Source organism: Streptomyces sp. NPDC037290, from assembly GCF_055603245.1.
This window is the reverse complement of the sequence record NZ_JBVJVZ010000004.1, coordinates 127,841-143,830: the sequence shown is the minus strand read 5'-3', so window position 1 is coordinate 143,830 and position 15,990 is coordinate 127,841. Positions and strand designations below refer to the sequence as shown.

14 protein-coding genes and 2 pseudogenes are annotated in these 15,990 nt (G+C 72.0%); 12 read left to right on the top strand and 4 right to left on the bottom strand.

Going from position 1 to position 15,990, the window contains the following annotated elements:
• Positions 1–120 precede the first annotated feature (120 nt).
• Together ACZ7HQ_RS15495 and ACZ7HQ_RS15490 are read left to right on the top strand one after the other, a co-directional pair.
• Positions 121–1,704, top strand: coding sequence for an alkaline phosphatase D family protein (locus ACZ7HQ_RS15495; RefSeq protein WP_470989378.1), 1,584 nt, complete (start codon positions 121–123; stop codon positions 1,702–1,704).
• A 120-nt stretch (positions 1,705–1,824) separates the two neighbouring features.
• Positions 1,825–3,273 (top strand): GNAT family N-acetyltransferase, encoded by a 1,449-nt coding sequence (locus ACZ7HQ_RS15490; RefSeq protein WP_470989376.1) that lies wholly within the window; start codon positions 1,825–1,827, stop codon positions 3,271–3,273.
• A 746-nt stretch (positions 3,274–4,019) separates the two neighbouring features.
• On the opposite strand, the gene ACZ7HQ_RS15485 is transcribed toward ACZ7HQ_RS15490, so the two are convergent.
• The gene (locus ACZ7HQ_RS15485; protein WP_470989373.1) at positions 4,020–5,249 is read right to left on the bottom strand and encodes a trans-sulfuration enzyme family protein; all 1,230 of its coding nucleotides are present in this window, start codon (positions 5,247–5,249) and stop codon (positions 4,020–4,022) included.
• A gap of 60 nt (positions 5,250–5,309) precedes the next feature.
• On the opposite strand from ACZ7HQ_RS15485, the gene ACZ7HQ_RS15480 reads away from it, so the two are divergent.
• From ACZ7HQ_RS15480 to ACZ7HQ_RS15455, 6 genes are all read left to right on the top strand, one after another.
• A complete protein-coding gene (locus tag ACZ7HQ_RS15480) occupies positions 5,310–5,795 on the top strand; it encodes an Lrp/AsnC family transcriptional regulator (protein WP_470989370.1) in 486 nt (161 codons plus the stop codon).
• 53 nt (positions 5,796–5,848) lie between these two features.
• Positions 5,849–7,540, top strand: coding sequence for a DUF885 domain-containing protein (locus ACZ7HQ_RS15475; protein WP_470989367.1), 1,692 nt, complete (start codon positions 5,849–5,851; stop codon positions 7,538–7,540).
• A gap of 525 nt (positions 7,541–8,065) precedes the next feature.
• Complete coding sequence (locus ACZ7HQ_RS15470) at positions 8,066–8,740, top strand: hypothetical protein (RefSeq protein WP_470989364.1); 675 nt, start codon at positions 8,066–8,068, stop codon at positions 8,738–8,740.
• Positions 8,741–8,894: 154 nt separating this feature from the next.
• On the top strand, positions 8,895–9,143 hold the full coding sequence (locus ACZ7HQ_RS15465) for a ferredoxin (protein ID WP_470989361.1): 249 nt from the start codon (positions 8,895–8,897) through the stop codon (positions 9,141–9,143).
• The gene (locus ACZ7HQ_RS15460; RefSeq protein ID WP_470989358.1) at positions 9,133–10,524 is read left to right on the top strand and encodes an NAD(P)/FAD-dependent oxidoreductase; all 1,392 of its coding nucleotides are present in this window, start codon (positions 9,133–9,135) and stop codon (positions 10,522–10,524) included. The genes ACZ7HQ_RS15465 and ACZ7HQ_RS15460 overlap by 11 nt, the downstream gene beginning before the upstream one ends.
• Before the next feature lie 34 nt (positions 10,525–10,558).
• A complete protein-coding gene (locus ACZ7HQ_RS15455) occupies positions 10,559–11,788 on the top strand; it encodes a cytochrome P450 (protein ID WP_470989355.1) in 1,230 nt (409 codons plus the stop codon).
• A gap of 6 nt (positions 11,789–11,794) precedes the next feature.
• Here ACZ7HQ_RS15455 and ACZ7HQ_RS15450 read toward each other — a convergent pair whose 3' ends face one another.
• Entirely contained in the window at positions 11,795–12,310 is a 516-nt protein-coding gene (locus ACZ7HQ_RS15450; RefSeq protein WP_470989353.1) for an immunity 21 family protein, read from the bottom strand.
• 26 nt (positions 12,311–12,336) lie between these two features.
• Positions 12,337–12,831 carry a rhodanese-like domain-containing protein gene (locus ACZ7HQ_RS15445; protein ID WP_470989350.1) on the bottom strand — a complete coding sequence of 165 codons (495 nt, stop codon included), beginning with the start codon at positions 12,829–12,831 and terminating at the stop codon, positions 12,337–12,339.
• Positions 12,832–12,926: 95 nt separating this feature from the next.
• Here ACZ7HQ_RS15445 and ACZ7HQ_RS15440 point away from each other — a divergent pair, with 95 nt between their 5' ends.
• Positions 12,927–13,373, top strand: coding sequence for an Lrp/AsnC family transcriptional regulator (locus tag ACZ7HQ_RS15440; RefSeq protein ID WP_470989348.1), 447 nt, complete (start codon positions 12,927–12,929; stop codon positions 13,371–13,373).
• Positions 13,374–13,540: 167 nt separating this feature from the next.
• Complete coding sequence (locus tag ACZ7HQ_RS15435) at positions 13,541–14,134, top strand: DUF4291 domain-containing protein (protein WP_470989346.1); 594 nt, start codon at positions 13,541–13,543, stop codon at positions 14,132–14,134.
• Between the two features lie 49 nt (positions 14,135–14,183).
• Here the strand turns inward: ACZ7HQ_RS15435 and ACZ7HQ_RS15430 are convergent, their stop codons facing one another.
• On the bottom strand, positions 14,184–14,924 hold the full coding sequence (locus tag ACZ7HQ_RS15430; RefSeq protein WP_470989343.1) for a type 1 glutamine amidotransferase domain-containing protein: 741 nt from the start codon (positions 14,922–14,924) through the stop codon (positions 14,184–14,186).
• A gap of 140 nt (positions 14,925–15,064) precedes the next feature.
• On the opposite strand from ACZ7HQ_RS15430, the pseudogene ACZ7HQ_RS15425 reads away from it, so the two are divergent.
• Positions 15,065–15,235: pseudogene (locus ACZ7HQ_RS15425) on the top strand (transposase); the annotation flags it as partial.
• Between the two features lie 8 nt (positions 15,236–15,243).
• A pseudogene (locus tag ACZ7HQ_RS15420) lies at positions 15,244–15,680 on the top strand (transposase); the annotation flags it as partial.
• Positions 15,681–15,990 lie beyond the last annotated feature (310 nt).

The window sequence follows — 15,990 nt, the reverse complement described above, 5'->3', positions numbered from 1 at the left end:
CCGCCCGTCGTCGGTCCCGCCCCAAGGCCCGTTGTTCACTTCCGGTTTCCGCGCGCGCCGCAGCGTCCCAGTAGGTGTGGCTCTGCACACTGGCCGGATCCCATCACCGGAGGCGCAGCCATGTCCGACCGTCCGTTCCCCGGCCGCCGCAGCGTTCTGCGCGGCTCCCTCGCCGCGTCGGCGGCCCTCACCCTGCCCGTCGGCCCCGGCGCGGCCCCGGCGTTCGCCCGTTCCGGGCGCCCCCAGGCGGGCTGGGGCGTGCAGGCGGGCGATGTGACCTCCGACTCCGGCCTGCTATGGGTGCGTTCGGACCGGCCGGCCCGGATGATCGTGGAGACCTCGGCCACCGAGTCGTTCCGCAACCCGCGCACCTGGCACGGCCCGCTGCTGGGCTCCGGCACGGACTTCACCGGCACCACCCGGCTGCACGGCCTGCCGTCCGGCGAGCAGATCCACTACCGCGTGCTGCTCGCCGACCCGGACGACCCGCGCCGCACGGGCGAGCCGGTGACCGGCACCTTCCGTACCGCGCCCGCCAAACGGCGCCAGGGTGTGCGGTTCGTGTGGTCCGGCGACCTGGCCGGACAGGGCTGGGGCATCAACGAGTCGATCGGCGGTTACCGCATCTTCGACGCCATGGCGAAGGTCGATCCGGACTTCTTCCTGTGCAGCGGCGACAACATCTACGCCGACGGTCCGATCTCGTCGACCGCCGCCCTGCCCGACGGCAGCGTCTACCGGAACGTGACGACCGAGGAGAAGTCGCACGTCGCCATCACCCTGGACGACTACCGGGGAAACTTCCGCTACAACCTGCTGGACTCGGCGCTGCGCCGGTTCAACGCCCAGGTGCCGAACATCATCCAGTGGGACGACCACGAGGTCCGCAACAACTGGTACCCGGGCGAGGTCATCGGCAGCGGCACCCCCTACCCGGCCGGAACGAAGCTCGACGACCTGTCGCTGCGCTCCCGCCAGGCCTTCTCGGAGTACTTCCCGATCTCCACCATCAGCGGCCGCCCGGACGGCCGGATCTACCGCACCGTCCACCACGGTCCACTGCTGGACGTGTTCGTGCTCGACATGCGCACCTACCGCGACGCCAACTCCCCCGACAACCAGACCGTGGACCCCCAGGGCATCCTCGGCCGCGAGCAGCTCGAGTGGCTCAAGCGGGAGCTGGCGAAGTCCCGGGCGGTGTGGAAGGTGATCGCCAACGACATGCCGCTCGGCCTCGTCGTACCCGACCCCGTCGAGGGCAAGCCGAACTTCGAGGCGGTGGCGCAGGGCGACCCGGGCGCTCCGCTCGGCCGCGAGCTGCAGATCGCCGAGCTGCTGCGCTTCGTCAAGCACCGGCGGATCACCGGCACGGTGTGGCTGACGGCCGACGTGCACCACACCTCCGCCCAGCACTACGACCCGTCGCGGGCCGCGTTCAAGGACTTCGAGCCGTTCTGGGAGTTCGTCTCCGGACCGCTCAACGCGGGCGCCTTCCCGGCCAACGCGCTGGACGGCACGTTCGGCCCGGACCGCGTGTTCGTCAAGGCGCCGACCGCCTCCAACGTCTCCCCGGCGCAGGGCTACCAGTTCTTCGGCGAGGTCGACATCGACGGCGACAGCGGCGAGTTGACGGTCCGGCTGCGCGAGTACGACGGCACGGTGCTGTTCACGCAGACGCTCCAGCCGGGCCGGGTGGGCCAGTAGGGAGCCCGGCGGCGCGGACGACCCGGCCATAGAAAATCCAACAAAAGGGACGGAGCATGCTTTACCCATCGGTCACAAACCGTTCGTGATCACGCAACACCCTTCCTTCACAGTGGCTGCATGACTGCAGACATGTCGAATGTGACCCGGGCGAAGCACGGACGTCCCGTACACCACTGGCGGAGGGACCTCGTGGAGCTCGCCGCCCTGTTCACGGCCGTCGCGGTCGCCGACGCGGTGGCGAACCTGATCGGGCACGGTCCCGACGGTCCCGCGCTGCTGGTGGTCTCGGCGCTCGCGCTGGTGGCGACGGCCGGTTTCCACACCTGGTGGGCACGGCGCCACGGGCACGCACCGCCGGCTGACGATACCGGTGCCCGGCCGGCCGTCGAGACGCGGCCGGCCGGGCCCTCCGAGCAGCCGGACGCCACCGAGGAGGACGTGGCCGGCACCGGCGTGCTGTGGCGGATGCGGACCACCGTGAAGGACGAGCCGGGCTCGCTGGCGGTGCTGTGCACGGCACTGGCCGAACGGCACGTGGACATCCTGAGCCTCCAGACGCACCCGCTGGCCGACGGCACCGTGGACGAGTTCCTGCTGCGGGCGCCGGGCGCGCTGGAGGCGGCCGAGCTGACCCGGGCGGTGTCGCAGGCCGGTGGCGCGTCCACCTGGATCGAGCGAGCCGACGCCCATGACCTGGTCGACGCCCCCACCCGCGTGCTCGGGCTGGCCGCGCGCACGGCGCTGGACGCCGCCGAACTGCCGCTGGCGCTGCGCCAGTTGCTGGGCCGGTGCACGATCCGCTCGCTGCCCGGCACACCGGTCGGCGGTGGCCACGGACCGGAGCCGGTGCCGGTCGAGGGCGTGCTGGAGGACACCGTGATGCGGCTGCCGGCGCCGGAGGGCGGGGTGCTCACCGTGGAACGGCCGTACCTGCCGTTCACGCCGACGGAGTTCGCGCGGGCCCGGGCTCTGGTGGACCTGGACAACCGGCTCGGTCCGCGGATCCCGCACGGCAAGGACGTGCTGACGCTGCCCGAGGGCAACGACATCGCCGTCCGCCGGGTCGACACCTCCGACCTGCCCGCTGCGCGGGCGATGCACGAGCGGTGCTCGCCGCGCACCCTGGGCATGCGCTACCACGGCCCGGTCGGCGACGCGGACCGCTATCTGAACCACCTGCTCAGCCCCCGCTTCGGCCGCACCCTGGCCGCGGAGACCACCTCCGGCCGGATCGTCGGCCTCGGGCATCTGCTGTGGGACGGCGACGAGACCGAGGTCGCCCTGCTGATCGAGGACGACTGGCAGCAGCGCGGCATCGGCGGCGAGCTGCTGGACCGGCTGGTGGCGATGGCCGTGGAGGCCGGCTGCGAGAGCGTGTACGCCGTGACGCAGGCGTCCAACACCGGCATGGTCGCCGCGATGCGCGGCCTCGGGCTGCCCCTGGACTACCAGATCGAGGAGGGCACGCTGGTCATCACGGCCCGCCTGCACGCCGTACCGGTCGCGCAGCGCTCGCCGCACGGCACCGGCCTGCACCACGCCGGCGACCCGGCCCGTCACGACTGAGCCGCGCCCCGGCCCCGCCCACCCTTCGGCCCGCCGCGCTCCGGGCCTGGCACCTCAAGGCACGTGGGGCGGCCGGGCCGGAGGGGCAGGACGGGGCACGACGGGGCAGGACGGGAGGGCGGGCCGGAGCGGCAGCCCGGGCCCGACAGTCGGGGCCGGGCCGGCCTCGGGGTCAGGGTCGCGGCCAAGAGCCAGGGGCTGCGACCGGAACCGCGATCGGCGGTCGGGCCCAGAGCACTCAGGTCCCGAGCGCTCCAGCCCTGTGCGGCGGGGCCACGGGAGTGCGCCCCAGGCGGGCCGGGCGCCTGGGCAGTCGAGCCCCCGCAGTCGCGCCCCGGGTGGCCCGGCGCGGGCGCTCCAGCCCCGGGCGGCCGGGGCGCGGGGATCGGGCGAAGGGGTCGGGCACGGGAATCGGGCGCGGGCGCCCTGTGAAGACGGCCGCACCATGACTCCGTCGCAATGGCTCTCAGCCACCATCTCGTTGTCCGCCGGCGACCGAACCCACCCCGGTACGGTCCCAGCACGCTGCCCCTGGACACTCGAGCCCAGAGCACTCGGGCCCCGCCCACCCTGGTCGAGCGCGAGCGGTCGAGCCCCGGCGCTCCGCGAAGACCGCCGCACCATGAATCCGCCGCGACGGCCATCCGCCGTAACGGTTGTGGCCAGCGGGGCCGGGCTCACCGGCGCCCGCCACCGCCCGCCACCGGCCGCCACCGTCGGTCACCGCCCCCACCGCCCGCCACCGCTCAGCGCACCGCCTCCCGCAGCGGGACCGGTGCCGGGACCGCCTCCCGCAGCGGGGCCGGTGTCGGGACCGGCTCCCCCAGTGCCTGGTCGAGGTCCGTCCACAGGTCGTCCACGTCCTCCAGACCCACCGAGAGCCTCAGCAACCGGTCGCTCACCCCGGCTCCGCGCCGGTCGTCGGCGTCGACGATGCGGTGGCTGATGGAGGCGGGGTGCTGGATGAGCGTGTCGACGCTGCCGAGGCTCACCGCCGGGGTGACGAGCCGGACCCGGGAGATGACCTCGTGCGGATCGCCGTGCACCTCGAAGGCGATCATCGCGCCGCCCAGCCGCGGATAGCGGACTTGGGCCACGCGCGGGTCGGCGGCGAACCGGCGGGCCAGTTCGGCGGCGTTCGCGGAGGCTGCACGGACCCGGACCGGGAGCGTGGACAGACCCCTCAGCAGCAGATATCCGGCCAGCGGATGCAGCACTCCCCCCGTGGCGAACCGTATCTGCCGAAGCCGGCCCGCGAACTCCTCGTCGCAGGCGACCACTCCGGCCAGCACATCACCATGGCCGCCCAGGTACTTGGTGGCGCTGTGCAGCACCATCCGGGCACCGTGCTCGGCCGGGCGTTGCAGCACGGGCGTGGCGAAGGTGTTGTCGGCGAGCAGCGGGACCGAACCGCAGGCATGGGCGACGGCCCGCAGGTCGAGCTCGGCGAGGGTCGGGTTGGCCGGCGACTCGACCATCACCAGGCCGGTGTCGGGGCGCAGCGCGTCGGCGATGCCGGCCGGGTCGGTCCAGGTGACCTCCGTGCCGAGCAGCCCGGCGGTGAGGAGGTGGTCGCTGCAGCCGTACAGGGGCCGTACCGCGACCACATGGCGCAGGCCCATGGCGGACCGGGCCAGCAGGACCGCGCTGAGCGCCGCCATGCCGCTGGCGAAGGCGACGGCGGACTCGGTGCCCTCCAGCCGGGCCAGAGCGGTCTCGAAGCGGGCGACGGTCGGGTTGCCGAGACGGCCGTAGACGGGCGGTCCGGCCGGGTCGGCGCCGTCGGTGGCGAAGGCGTCGATGCGGGCGGCCTCACCACGGCTGTCGTAGGAGGGGTAGGTGGTGGACAGGTCGATCGGCGGGGCGTGCAGGCCCTGGCGGGCGAGATCGTCACGGCCGGCGTGCACGGCCTCGGTGGCAAGAGCTCTCCATGCGGTGCCTACGCCGTCGTAGGCACCGGTGCGCGGTGTGTCCATGCGCGGAAGGGTGAACAGTGAACGGTTCACCGAATTCGAACACCGTGCTACGTTCGGGCCATGGCCGAATCTGTCGTACTGGATCCGGTGGACCTCCATCTGCTGCGGCTGCTGCAGAACGACGCACGGACCACCTACCGCGATCTGGCCACGCAGGTGGGCGTGGCGCCGTCGACCTGCCTGGACCGGGTGACCCGGCTGCGCCGCGCAGGCGTGATCCTCGGTCATCAGCTGCGACTCGATCCGGCCAAACTGGGGCGCGGGCTCCAGGCTCTGCTGTCGGTCCAGGTCCGGCCGCACCGCCGGGAGCTGGTGGGACCGTTCGTGGAGCGGATCCGGGCGCTTCCGGAGGCACGGACCGTGTTCCATCTGACCGGGCCGGACGACTATCTGGTGCATGTGGCCGTCGCGGACATGGCGGATCTGCAGCGGCTGGTGATCGACGAGTTCACGTCACGGCGCGAAGTGGCCCGGGTGGAAACCCGGTTGATCTTCCAGCAGTGGGAGTGCGGACCGCTGTTGCCCGTCGGCCACGCCCAGAGCTGAATCCCCGGAAACGTGGGTGACGCGGTGATCCTCCGCGTACGAGGATGGGCCGCATGTCTGATACCAAGAGCCCGCTGCCCCGTGAGGTGGCCGACGCGTACGTGGACGATCTCATCGCCCTGGACCCCGTGACCGGTACCTACCTCGGTGTGACGGAGAGTTCGAGCCGGCTGCCCGACTACTCGCCCGCGGGCCGGCAGGCCCTCGCGGAGCTGGCCCGGGCCACCCTCGGGAAGCTGGACGAGGCGGAGCGGCAGCCCGGTGCGGACAGTGACGTGGAGCGGCGCTGCGGGCGGCTGCTGCGGGAGCGGCTGACCGCCGAACTGGCCGTGCACGACGCGGACGAGCACCTGCGCGCGGTCGGCAACATGGACACGCCGGGCCACTCGGTGCGGGACATCTTCACGGTCACCCCCTCCCAGACCGAGGAGGACTGGGCGGCCATCGCCGAGCGGCTGCGCGCGGTGCCGGGGGCGCTGGCAGGCTACCGCGAGTCGCTGCAACTGGGCCTGGACCGCAAGCTGTTCGCCGCTCCCCGGCCGACGGCGACGTACATCCAGCAGCTCACCGAATGGACGGACGCGGACGGCAAGGGCCGTGGCTGGTACGAGGACTTCGCCGCCGCCGGTCCCGAGGCGCTGCGCACCGAGCTGGACGAGGCGGCCCGCACGGCGACCCGCGCCCTGGTGGAGCTGCGGGACTGGCTGCGGGACGTGTACGCGCCGGCGATCCAGGACGCCCCGAACACGGTGGGCCGCGAGCGGTACGCGCGCTGGTCCCGCTACTTCAACGGCACCGATCTGGATCTGGACGAGGCGTACGCGTACGGCTGGGCGGAGTTCCACCGGATCCTCAGCGAGATGCGGCAGGAGGCGGAGAAGATCCTGCCCGGTGCCGAGACCCCGTGGGTGGCGCTCGCTCACCTCGACGAGCACGGCCGGCACATCGAGGGTGTGGAGGAGGTGCGGGAGTGGCTGCAGGGCCTGATGGAGAAGGCCATCGAGGATCTGGACGGCACGCACTTCGAACTCGCCGAGCGGGTGAAGAGGGTGGAGTCGCGCATCGCCCCGCCCGGCGGCGCGGCGGCCCCCTACTACACGGCCCCGTCGGAGGACTTCTCCCGCCCCGGCCGTACCTGGCTGCCCACGATGGGCCACACCCGCTTCCCGGTGTACGACCTGGTGTCCACCTGGTACCACGAGGGCGTGCCCGGGCATCACCTCCAGCTCGCGCAGTGGGCGCACGTGGCCGAGAACCTCTCGCGCTACCAGGCGACGGTCGGCGGGGTGAGCGCCAATGCCGAGGGCTGGGCGCTGTACGCGGAACGGCTGATGGACGAGCTGGGCTACCTCACCGATCCCGAGGAGCGGCTCGGCTATCTGGACGCGCAGATGATGCGGGCGGCCCGGGTGATCGTCGACATCGGCATGCACCTGGAGCTGGAGATCCCCGCCGACTCGCCGTTCCACCCCGGTGAGCGGTGGACGCCGGAGCTGGCGCAGGAGTTCTTCGGTGCGCACAGCAGCCGGCCGGCGGACTTCGTGGAGAGCGAGCTGACCCGGTACCTGACGATCCCGGGCCAGGCGATCGGCTACAAGCTCGGCGAGCGTGCGTGGCTGCTGGGCCGCGAGAAGGCGCGCGAGCGGCACGGCGACGCGTTCGACCTGAAGGCCTGGCACATGGCTGCGCTGTCGCAGGGCTCGCTGGGCCTCGACGACCTGGTCGACGAACTGGCCCGCCTCTGATGGTCCGCCTCAACGCCGCGGCCCGTCTTGCCCGTTGACATGTGGGCACCGGCCAGGGCAGGAGCGTACGCCGCTCCGTCCTGGGCGGCGGGGCCGGGTGCCGCCGGGCGGGACGGGTGGACACGACCGGCGGCACCCGGCGTCGTCCCCGGGCCTCGGCCCCGCGCCGCACCGGCATCCGGGCCCCGGCGCGGCCGTCGGAGGTCCGGCCGGCGTCGCCCCCGGCGGTAAGCCTCTCGGGACGAGCGGCTCGGGCCGACCGGCGGCGTCGTGGCGTGCAGCGTCCGGCGTGGTGGGGGTGCAGCGTCGCGTCACAGCCGCGCAACGTCCGGCGTCATAGCCGTACACCCTCGGCGCTGTGACCGTGCAGCCTCGGCGCTGTGACCGTACCGCGCCGGTGGTGAGTCTCCTCTCGGCTGTGCCGCCGGACGGCACCCGCTCGGCCGTCCGGCCGTCCCCCGGTGGCGCACGCGAGCGCGCAGCGGCTAGCTGGTGCCGCGGGCGATGCGGAGGAGGCGGGCCGGAATGCAGCAGGGGCAGGGGCAGCGGGTACTGACGACACCGCGGGCCGCCGGGCTGGCGGGAGTGGTGTTCGCGCTGCTGTTCGCGGCGGCGATCGTCCTCGTCCGGCTGGGTATCCCCGAAGGGTCCGGCGCGGTCACCGCCGGGGACTTCACGGACTCCGCGCGCCGTAACGCCCTGCGTGCCGCCCTCGCGCTCGTGCCGTTCGCCGGCATCTTCTTCCTGTGGTTCATCGGCGTGGTGCGGTCGTACGTCGGCGCGGCCGAGGACAGGTTCCTCGCCACCGTCTTCCTCGGCAGCGGCCTCGTCTTCACCGCGACGATCTTCGCCGCTGCCGCTGCCGCGCGGTCCCTCCTCGCGGTCGGACCGCCGACCGGCACGGCGTCGGCCCTGACCACCTGGGACTTCGGACGGCATCTCGCGTACACGCTGATGACGGAGTACGCCACGCGGATGGCGGCCGTCTTCGTCTCCTCCATGTCGGTGATCGGCCACCGGCTGGCCGTCCTGCCCCGCTGGCTGTCGGTCCTGGGCTTCCTGACCGCCCTCACCCTGCTCCTCGGCTCGCCCAACGTGCCCTGGGCGGAGCTGGTCTTCCCCGCGTGGTCGCTGGTGCTCAGCGTGCACATCATCCTGGCGAGCGGTCGCACCGCCGCCCGTACCACCGCGACCCCCTGACCAGCGGATCCGGGGGCAGCCCGAATGGGGTTTCCCGACGGGCGATGTTGCCGCGCCGCACTCATGCTGGCAGACGGGACATGACCGCCGTCCGGTAATGCCGCGCGAAGCGGCCGGCGCCACCGGACCTGGCCACCGGAAGGGCGGAGCGTCGATGAGGCTCGTCGTCGATCTCAACAAATGCCAGGGGTACGCCCAGTGCGCGTTCCTCGCTCCCGATGTCTTCGCCATGCACGGCGAGGAGTCACTGGTCTACAACCCGCACGCACCCGAGGAGCAGCGGGAGCGGCTGGCCCGCGCGGTCGCCGCCTGCCCGGTGCAGGCGATCACGGCGGACGGGCTGGACGGCACGGTGGCCGAGGCCGAGGCCGGGTCCGCCCAGGAGGCTTCCGATGCCCGCTGACCATGTCGACCGGCTCAGGCGTGAGGGCCGTATCGTCATCGTGGGCGCCTCGCTGGCGGGTCTGCGGGCCGCCGAGACCCTGCGCGCCGAGGGCTTCACCGGCGAGTTGACCCTGATCGGTGACGAGCCGTACGAGCCGTACGACCGGCCGCCGCTGTCCAAGTCCGTCCTGCTGGGCATGGCCTCCCCGCGCCACACCGAACTGCCGCACCGCCGGGAGATCGACGCCAAGTGGCGGCTCGGTGTCCCGGCGACCGGTCTGGACCTGACGGCCAAGCGGGTCCGGCTGGCCGACGGCGACGAGGTGGAGTACGACCGGCTGCTCATCGCGACCGGCGTCCGCGCCCGGCCCTGGCCGAAGGAGGAGGAGGCCCGTCTGGACGGCGTCTGTCTGCTGCGGACGCGGGACGACGCGGCCGATCTGTACCAGCGGCTGCAGGCGGGGCCGCGCCGGGTGTTCATCATCGGCGCGGGCTTCGCCGGTTCGGAGGTCGCGTCGGCCTGCCGGGAGATGGGTCTGCCCGTCACCGTGGCGGAGCGTGCGGGTGCCCCGCTGGTGGGGGCGCTCGGCGGGGTGATCGGCGCGGTCGCCGCCGACCTGCAGCTCGAGAACGGCGTCGATCTGCGCACCCACGTCACGGTGACGGGGCTGGAGGGCGACTCGGCCGGCCGGGTGCGGGCCGTCCACCTGTCCGACGAGAGTGTCGTCGAGGCGGACGTGGTCGTGGTCTCGCTGGGCTCGGTGCGCAACACCGACTGGCTGACCGGATCGGGGCTGGGCGCCGGTCCCCGGGGCATCGCCTGTGACGCGGGCTGCCGTGCCTTCGACTTCCGGGGCATCGTCACGGACGACGTCTTCGTGGCCGGTGACGTCGCGCGCTCCCCGCACGCGCTGTTCGGCTACCAGTTCCTCTCGCTGGAACACTGGGGCAACGCGGTCGCCCAGGCGGAGACGGCCGCGCACAACATGATCTGCCACGGCGCCGACCGTCGACCGCACCTGTGGATGCCCGCCTTCTGGTCCTCGATGTTCGGCGTGAACATCAAGTCGGTCGGCGTGCCGCCGATGGGCGAGCAGATCATGATCACTCAGGGTTCGCTCGCCGAGCGCCGGTTCGCCGGCGTGTACGGCTACAAGGGCCGGATCGTGGCCGCCGTGACCTTCGACAACACCCGGTGGCTGGAGTTCTACGCGCGGCAGATCGAGCGGGGCGCGCCGTTTCCGGTGGAGTTCGCGACGGTGGACCGGCGGCCCGAGGGCCGGCAGCCGGTGGACGCCGACTTCCCCGACCCGTCCCTGCCGACCCACGGCCCCATGGTGACCCTCAGCGGCTACTCACCGGCCGACCAGCAGCTGGTCTTCCACCCCGCCCGCCACTGACCTCCGTCCGGCCCCGACGCTTCAAGGACCTGCCATGCCGCACGCCTCGATGTTGCGCCAGATCACCGACTTCGCGAACCGCGCCAACCCGTATCCGCTCTACGAGGAACTCCGTAAGACGCCGGTGCTCCACGAGGAGGAGGACGGCCCCTACGTCATCAGCTCGTACTACGACATCGAGGCCCTGCTCCACGACCCGCGGATCAGCTCCGACGCCTCGAACCTGGCGGCCGGCCGGGACGACGAGCTGTCCGGGCCGGAGGCGACGGGACTGCCTCCCAGCTTCATCCGGCTCGACCCGCCGGAGCACGACCGGCTGCGGAGGATCGCCAACAGGTCCTTCGGGCCACCGCACCGGCCGCGCCGGATCGAGAACATGCGGGGCGGACTGGGTGAGCTCGTCACCGGGCTGATCGACGGCTTCGGGGACGCGCGGCAGATCGACCTGGTCGACCAGTTCGCCTATCCCTTCCCGGTGACCATGATCTGCCGGCTGCTCGGTGTGCCGCGCGAGGACGAGCCCCGCTTCCGTGCCTGGGTCGACCCGATCGTCGCCGGTCTGGACCCCGACACGCGCACGAGCGCCGAATCCGAGCGGACCGCGCAGGAGGCACGGTTGCAGCTCGGCATGTACCTGAACGGGCTGGTGGAGCAGCGCGCCAAGGAACCTCGCGACGACATGCTGTCCGACCTGGTGGACAGCACGGGTCCGGACGGCGCCATGACGACGATGGAAGTGCTCAGCACGGCGGTGCTGCTGCTCATCGCCGGCCACGAGACGACCGTCAACCTCATCGCCAACGGCATGCTCACACTGCTGCGCCACCCGGAGGTCCTGGAGCGGCTGCGCGGCGATCCCGGCCTGTCGGTGAGGATCGTGGAGGAGCTGCTGCGCTACGAGCCGCCGGTGCAACTCCTGCCACAGCGCACCTGCATCGCCGACATCGAGGTGCGCGGGGTGACCATTCCCAAGGGTTCCCGCATCTGGCTCGTCCTGGCCGCGGGCAACCGGGACCCCGAGCGGTTCACGGACCCCGACCGCTTCGACCCGGACCGCCAGGACATCCAGCACCTCGGGTTCGGCAGCGGTATCCACAGCTGCTTCGGCGCTCCGCTGGCCCGGCTGGAGGCCCAGATCGCCCTGGCCGAACTGGCCCGGCGGCTGGAGAATCCCCGTCTGGTCGAGGACCCGCCGCCGTACCGCCAGAACGCGGTGCTGCGAGGTCCCCGGCATCTGAACGTCGCCTTCGACGGGGTGCGCTGACCTCGGTCAGTGCCCGACGCGGCTGAGCTGGACCAGTCCGACCCAGGTCTCCGGCCCCGGCTGCACGTACGCGGCCCGCACCGCGTACGTGCCCGCCTCCAGCGGCACCCGGAGGTGCTCGGTGCGGTCGGCCTCCCGGCCCGGCCATGCCGAGTCGAACAGCAGCACCGGGCCGGGCACCCGCCAGCGCACCTCGCTCCCCCACACCGCCGCGTCGAGGGCGGCGGGGACGTGGGCGAGCAGTTCTGCCTCGGAGTTCGCGGCGGACCAGCGTACGAAGGCGGCGTGGTCCGGCAGGAAGGAGGTGGAGGCGGGTTCGTCACCGAACACCAGCGCCGCGCTGTCGCCGACCGGAAGCAGACCGACGTATCCGTCGACCTCGCACGCCCGGTCGTAGTCGGTGTCGAGTTCCTCGCTGTCGGCGCCCGCCCAGAACGGCAGCACCGTCTCCGGGACGGCTATCAGCGGGCCGCCGCCCGATTCCACCCACTCCAGCGCGCCTGGATCCGCGTATCGAGCCATGGGCAGAGAACCTACACGGGCGCGGGTCAGCAGCCGCACTCGCCTTCGACGGGCGCCGTCAGCGGGTCCGGGTCGCGCCGCGCGGTGCCCTGCCAGGTCTCGTGGGCGAAGCCCTCGCGCGCCCAGTACTCGAAGCCACCGAGCATCTCCTTGACCTGGTAGCCGAGTTCGGCGAGGGCGAGGGCGGCACGGGTCGCGCCGTTGCAGCCGGGGCCCCAGCAGTACGTCACCACGGGCACGGACCTGTCGAGGAGCTGCTCGGCCTGCTCGGGGATGAGCGCGGTGGGCAGGTGGATCGCGCCGGGGATGTGGCCCTGGTCCCAGGACGCGGTGGAGCGGGAGTCCACGACGACGAAGCCGGGATCGCCGTCGGCCGCGAGCGCGGCGGCCACGTCGGAGACGTCGGCGTGGAAGGCCAGGCTCGCCCGGAAGTGGGCGGCGGCCTCGGCGGGCGGGGCGGGGGCGACGCGCAGGACGGGGTTCTCGGAGGTCACGGCGTGCCCAGAGGAATTGGTGATCATGACGGGAAATCTACGGCGCCGGACCCGGCCGCCTGAAGTGGAAATCCACGGTCTCCCCCTTGTCCCGGCCGGGATTCCCCTGCTATTCATCCCGGATGACCGTGTATTCCCCGGACACCACCGACTGGCGCATTCTCGAGGTCCTCCAGCGGAACGGACGGGCCAGTTACGCCGAGCTGGCGCGCGCCGTCTCCATGTCGCCCAGTGCCGTCACCGAACGGGTCCGGCGGCTGGAGGACGCGGGCGTGATCCAGGGGTACGCGGCGGTCGTCGACCCCGAGCGGCTCGGACTGGCGATCCTGGCGTTCGTACGGCTGCGGTACCCGAACGGCAACTACAAGCCGTTTCACGACCTGGTGGCCGCCACGCCCGAGATCCTGGAGGCGCACCGTGTGACGGGCGACGACTGCTTCGTCATCAAGGTCGCCGCCCGGTCCATGGCGCACCTGGAGGAGGTCTCCGGGAAGATCGGCGCACTGGGCTCGGTGACCACCAGCGTCGTCTACTCCTCCCCGCTGCCCCGGCGCGCACTGGGCCGCTGATCCGGAGACGCGGTGACCAGTTGACGTTCGGCCGTTCCGGGGGTCGAGCGTGCCGCACGGATGCCGGCCTTGTCCGCAGCGACGAGTGGGAGACCCGACGACCCGCCAAGCTCCACGGCGACAAAATTCGATGGCGCGTACGGAACGGTGTGGCCACCCTGGTCCCCGTGGCAGAACCCAAACACCAGATCCGAGCCCTGCACACGGACTCCACAGTCACTGTCTACCAGGCGTACGCCCCGGAAATAGGCCTGCCGGCGGCGCGGGAGGGCCGTTTCCCGGCGGTGTGGCAGCGGGACCGGATGACGTGGATCAAGCCGTCGTTCCTGTGGATGATGTACCGCTGCGGGTGGGGCACCAAAGAAGCACAGGAGACCGTCCTCGCCGTCGAGATCTCCCGCGACGGCTTCGAGTGGGCACTGGAACACGCCTGCCTGTCCCACTACGAGCATGAGCTTCACGCCGACCGCGCCGCGTGGAAGCGCGAGTTGAAGCGGGCTCCGGCCCGGGTGCAATGGGACCCCGAACGCGACCTGCACCTTCAGCCGCTTGGCCACCGATCGCTCCAGCTCGGCCTCGCCGGCGAAGCCGCACGCCTCTACGCCGATGAGTGGACCGTCTCCATCACCGACGTCACATCGCTCGCCCGCACGATCCACGCGCATGTAAGAGACGGAGACCTGGACGCCGCACGGCAGCTCCTGCCCCGTGAACGTCCCTACCCCGTGAGCGACGGGATCCTGGCCCATCTGCGCCCATGAGCCCGTCCACCCATCGCTCTCTCGGCAAGACCTTGCCAGCGGACGCGGACTATTCCAGTAGGGCGGCGAAGCGCCGGGCGAAGAGGTAGGCGTCACCGGGCCAGCGGGCGGACAGGTACCGGCCGTCCTCGACGACGAAGGCCGGGGTGTCGTCGGTGGCCGTACCGCGCCGCCGCAGTTCGACCGGCCCCCGCTCGAAGTCCGCGGGGTCGTCGAGCGCGGCAACCACCTCGTCCTGGACGTAGGCCGGATACGTCCGGTAGTAGCGGCCACGCCGCCACGCGGTCAGGTAATAGGCGCTGCGCTCCATGTACTTGGGCAGGCAGGTGGTGCGCCGGCCGGCGATGACGCTGCGGCCCGTGGCCGGATCGACGCTGCGGGCGAGCACGAGGACGCCGTGGCAGATGGCACCCACCGGCCTGCCGGTGGCCCAGAAACGGGCGACCTTCGCCTGCAGGGTGCGGGAGCCGAGATACTGCCGCATCCCGGGCGCGTGCCCGCCGGACAGGAGCAGCCCGTCGTACTCCTGCGGTTCCACGGCGTCCCAGGCGAGCGGAGCCCGGAAGGCGGCCTCGCCGGTGAGTTCACGGTAGAACTCCTTCGGCTCCGGCTCCGCGCCGAGCTGCCCGAAGAGCACACCGGTGAGCAGCAGCGGGTCGGCCTGCGGGGGCCGGCCGCCGCGCTCGGTGGCAAACACCACCTCGTGTCCGGCGTCGCGCAGCAGCCGCCAGGGAACGGCGACCTCGGTGACATCGAAGTCCCGGTCCGGCAGCGGAAGGAGGATGCGCATGCCTGAATCCCTATCACGGCGCATCCATCGCCCAGACACTCACCCGCCAAGGCACAGGGGGTTCAGCGATCAGCAGTGGACTTGGCCAAAGCCGCTTAGACGCCATTTCAGTTGGCGTGATCTTGCGACAGTCCGGGGTGATGACTGCTGCGCTTGTCGAGCGGATGGCACCGGAAGAGCTGTGGACGTTGTTCCATCGAGTGGTGCCGCAGGCACCGGTTCGCCCGCAGGGTGGAGGGCACCGCCGGCGAGGGGACCGCGAGGTGCTGGCCGCGATCGTCTTCGTGGCCACCTCGGGCTGCACCTGGAACCCAAGCCCCAGCGCCTGGTCCTGGACGAACTCGGCGCCCGGGGTGAGCTCGACCGGTCGCGGTGCGCGATCGACTCTGTCAGCGTCCGGGTGCTCAAAGGGGGCAGCTGACAGGACCGAATCCGACCGGCCGCGGCAAGAGGGTTCGAAAATCCACCTCATCGTGGACCGCCAGGCTGCCCCTGTCGGTCGGCATCTCCGCTGCCAACCTCCACGACAGCCAGGCCCTCACCCCCCTGCTCCGCGGCATCCGGCACCGTCTCGCCCGTAAGGGAGTCGATTCATCCCGGCGCCTGGGCCGGCACCGCTGGCTCGTGGAGCGGACCGTGTCCTGGCTGTCCGGCTGCCGACGCCTTCACCGCCGCTACGAGCGCAAGCCGGAGCACTCCCTCGCCTTCACCGCCATCGCAGCGACCCTCATATGCCACCGCAGACCCACCAAGTGAAATGGCGTCTTAGGCGTCGCCGGCCCTGAGGTCGCAGGGCGCATGTTCAGAACCGGATGCGGATCCCCCATGGCGACGTGCAAACCCCGCGCGTGCAGTGCACGCGCGGGATGACATCAGTCAGAGAAGACCGGACAGCTGGTCCAGGATGAAGCGGATGAGGCCGGAGACAGCGGCGCCGAGGATTACGTGACACACATCGTTGTCAGCCCGGCGGTTCGTACGGGTACGGGGCATGGTGGTGTCCTGACCTTGTGGCGGATAGGGCGGCCAGCCGGCTTGCTCTCCACCGTCACAGCCTGCCGACACG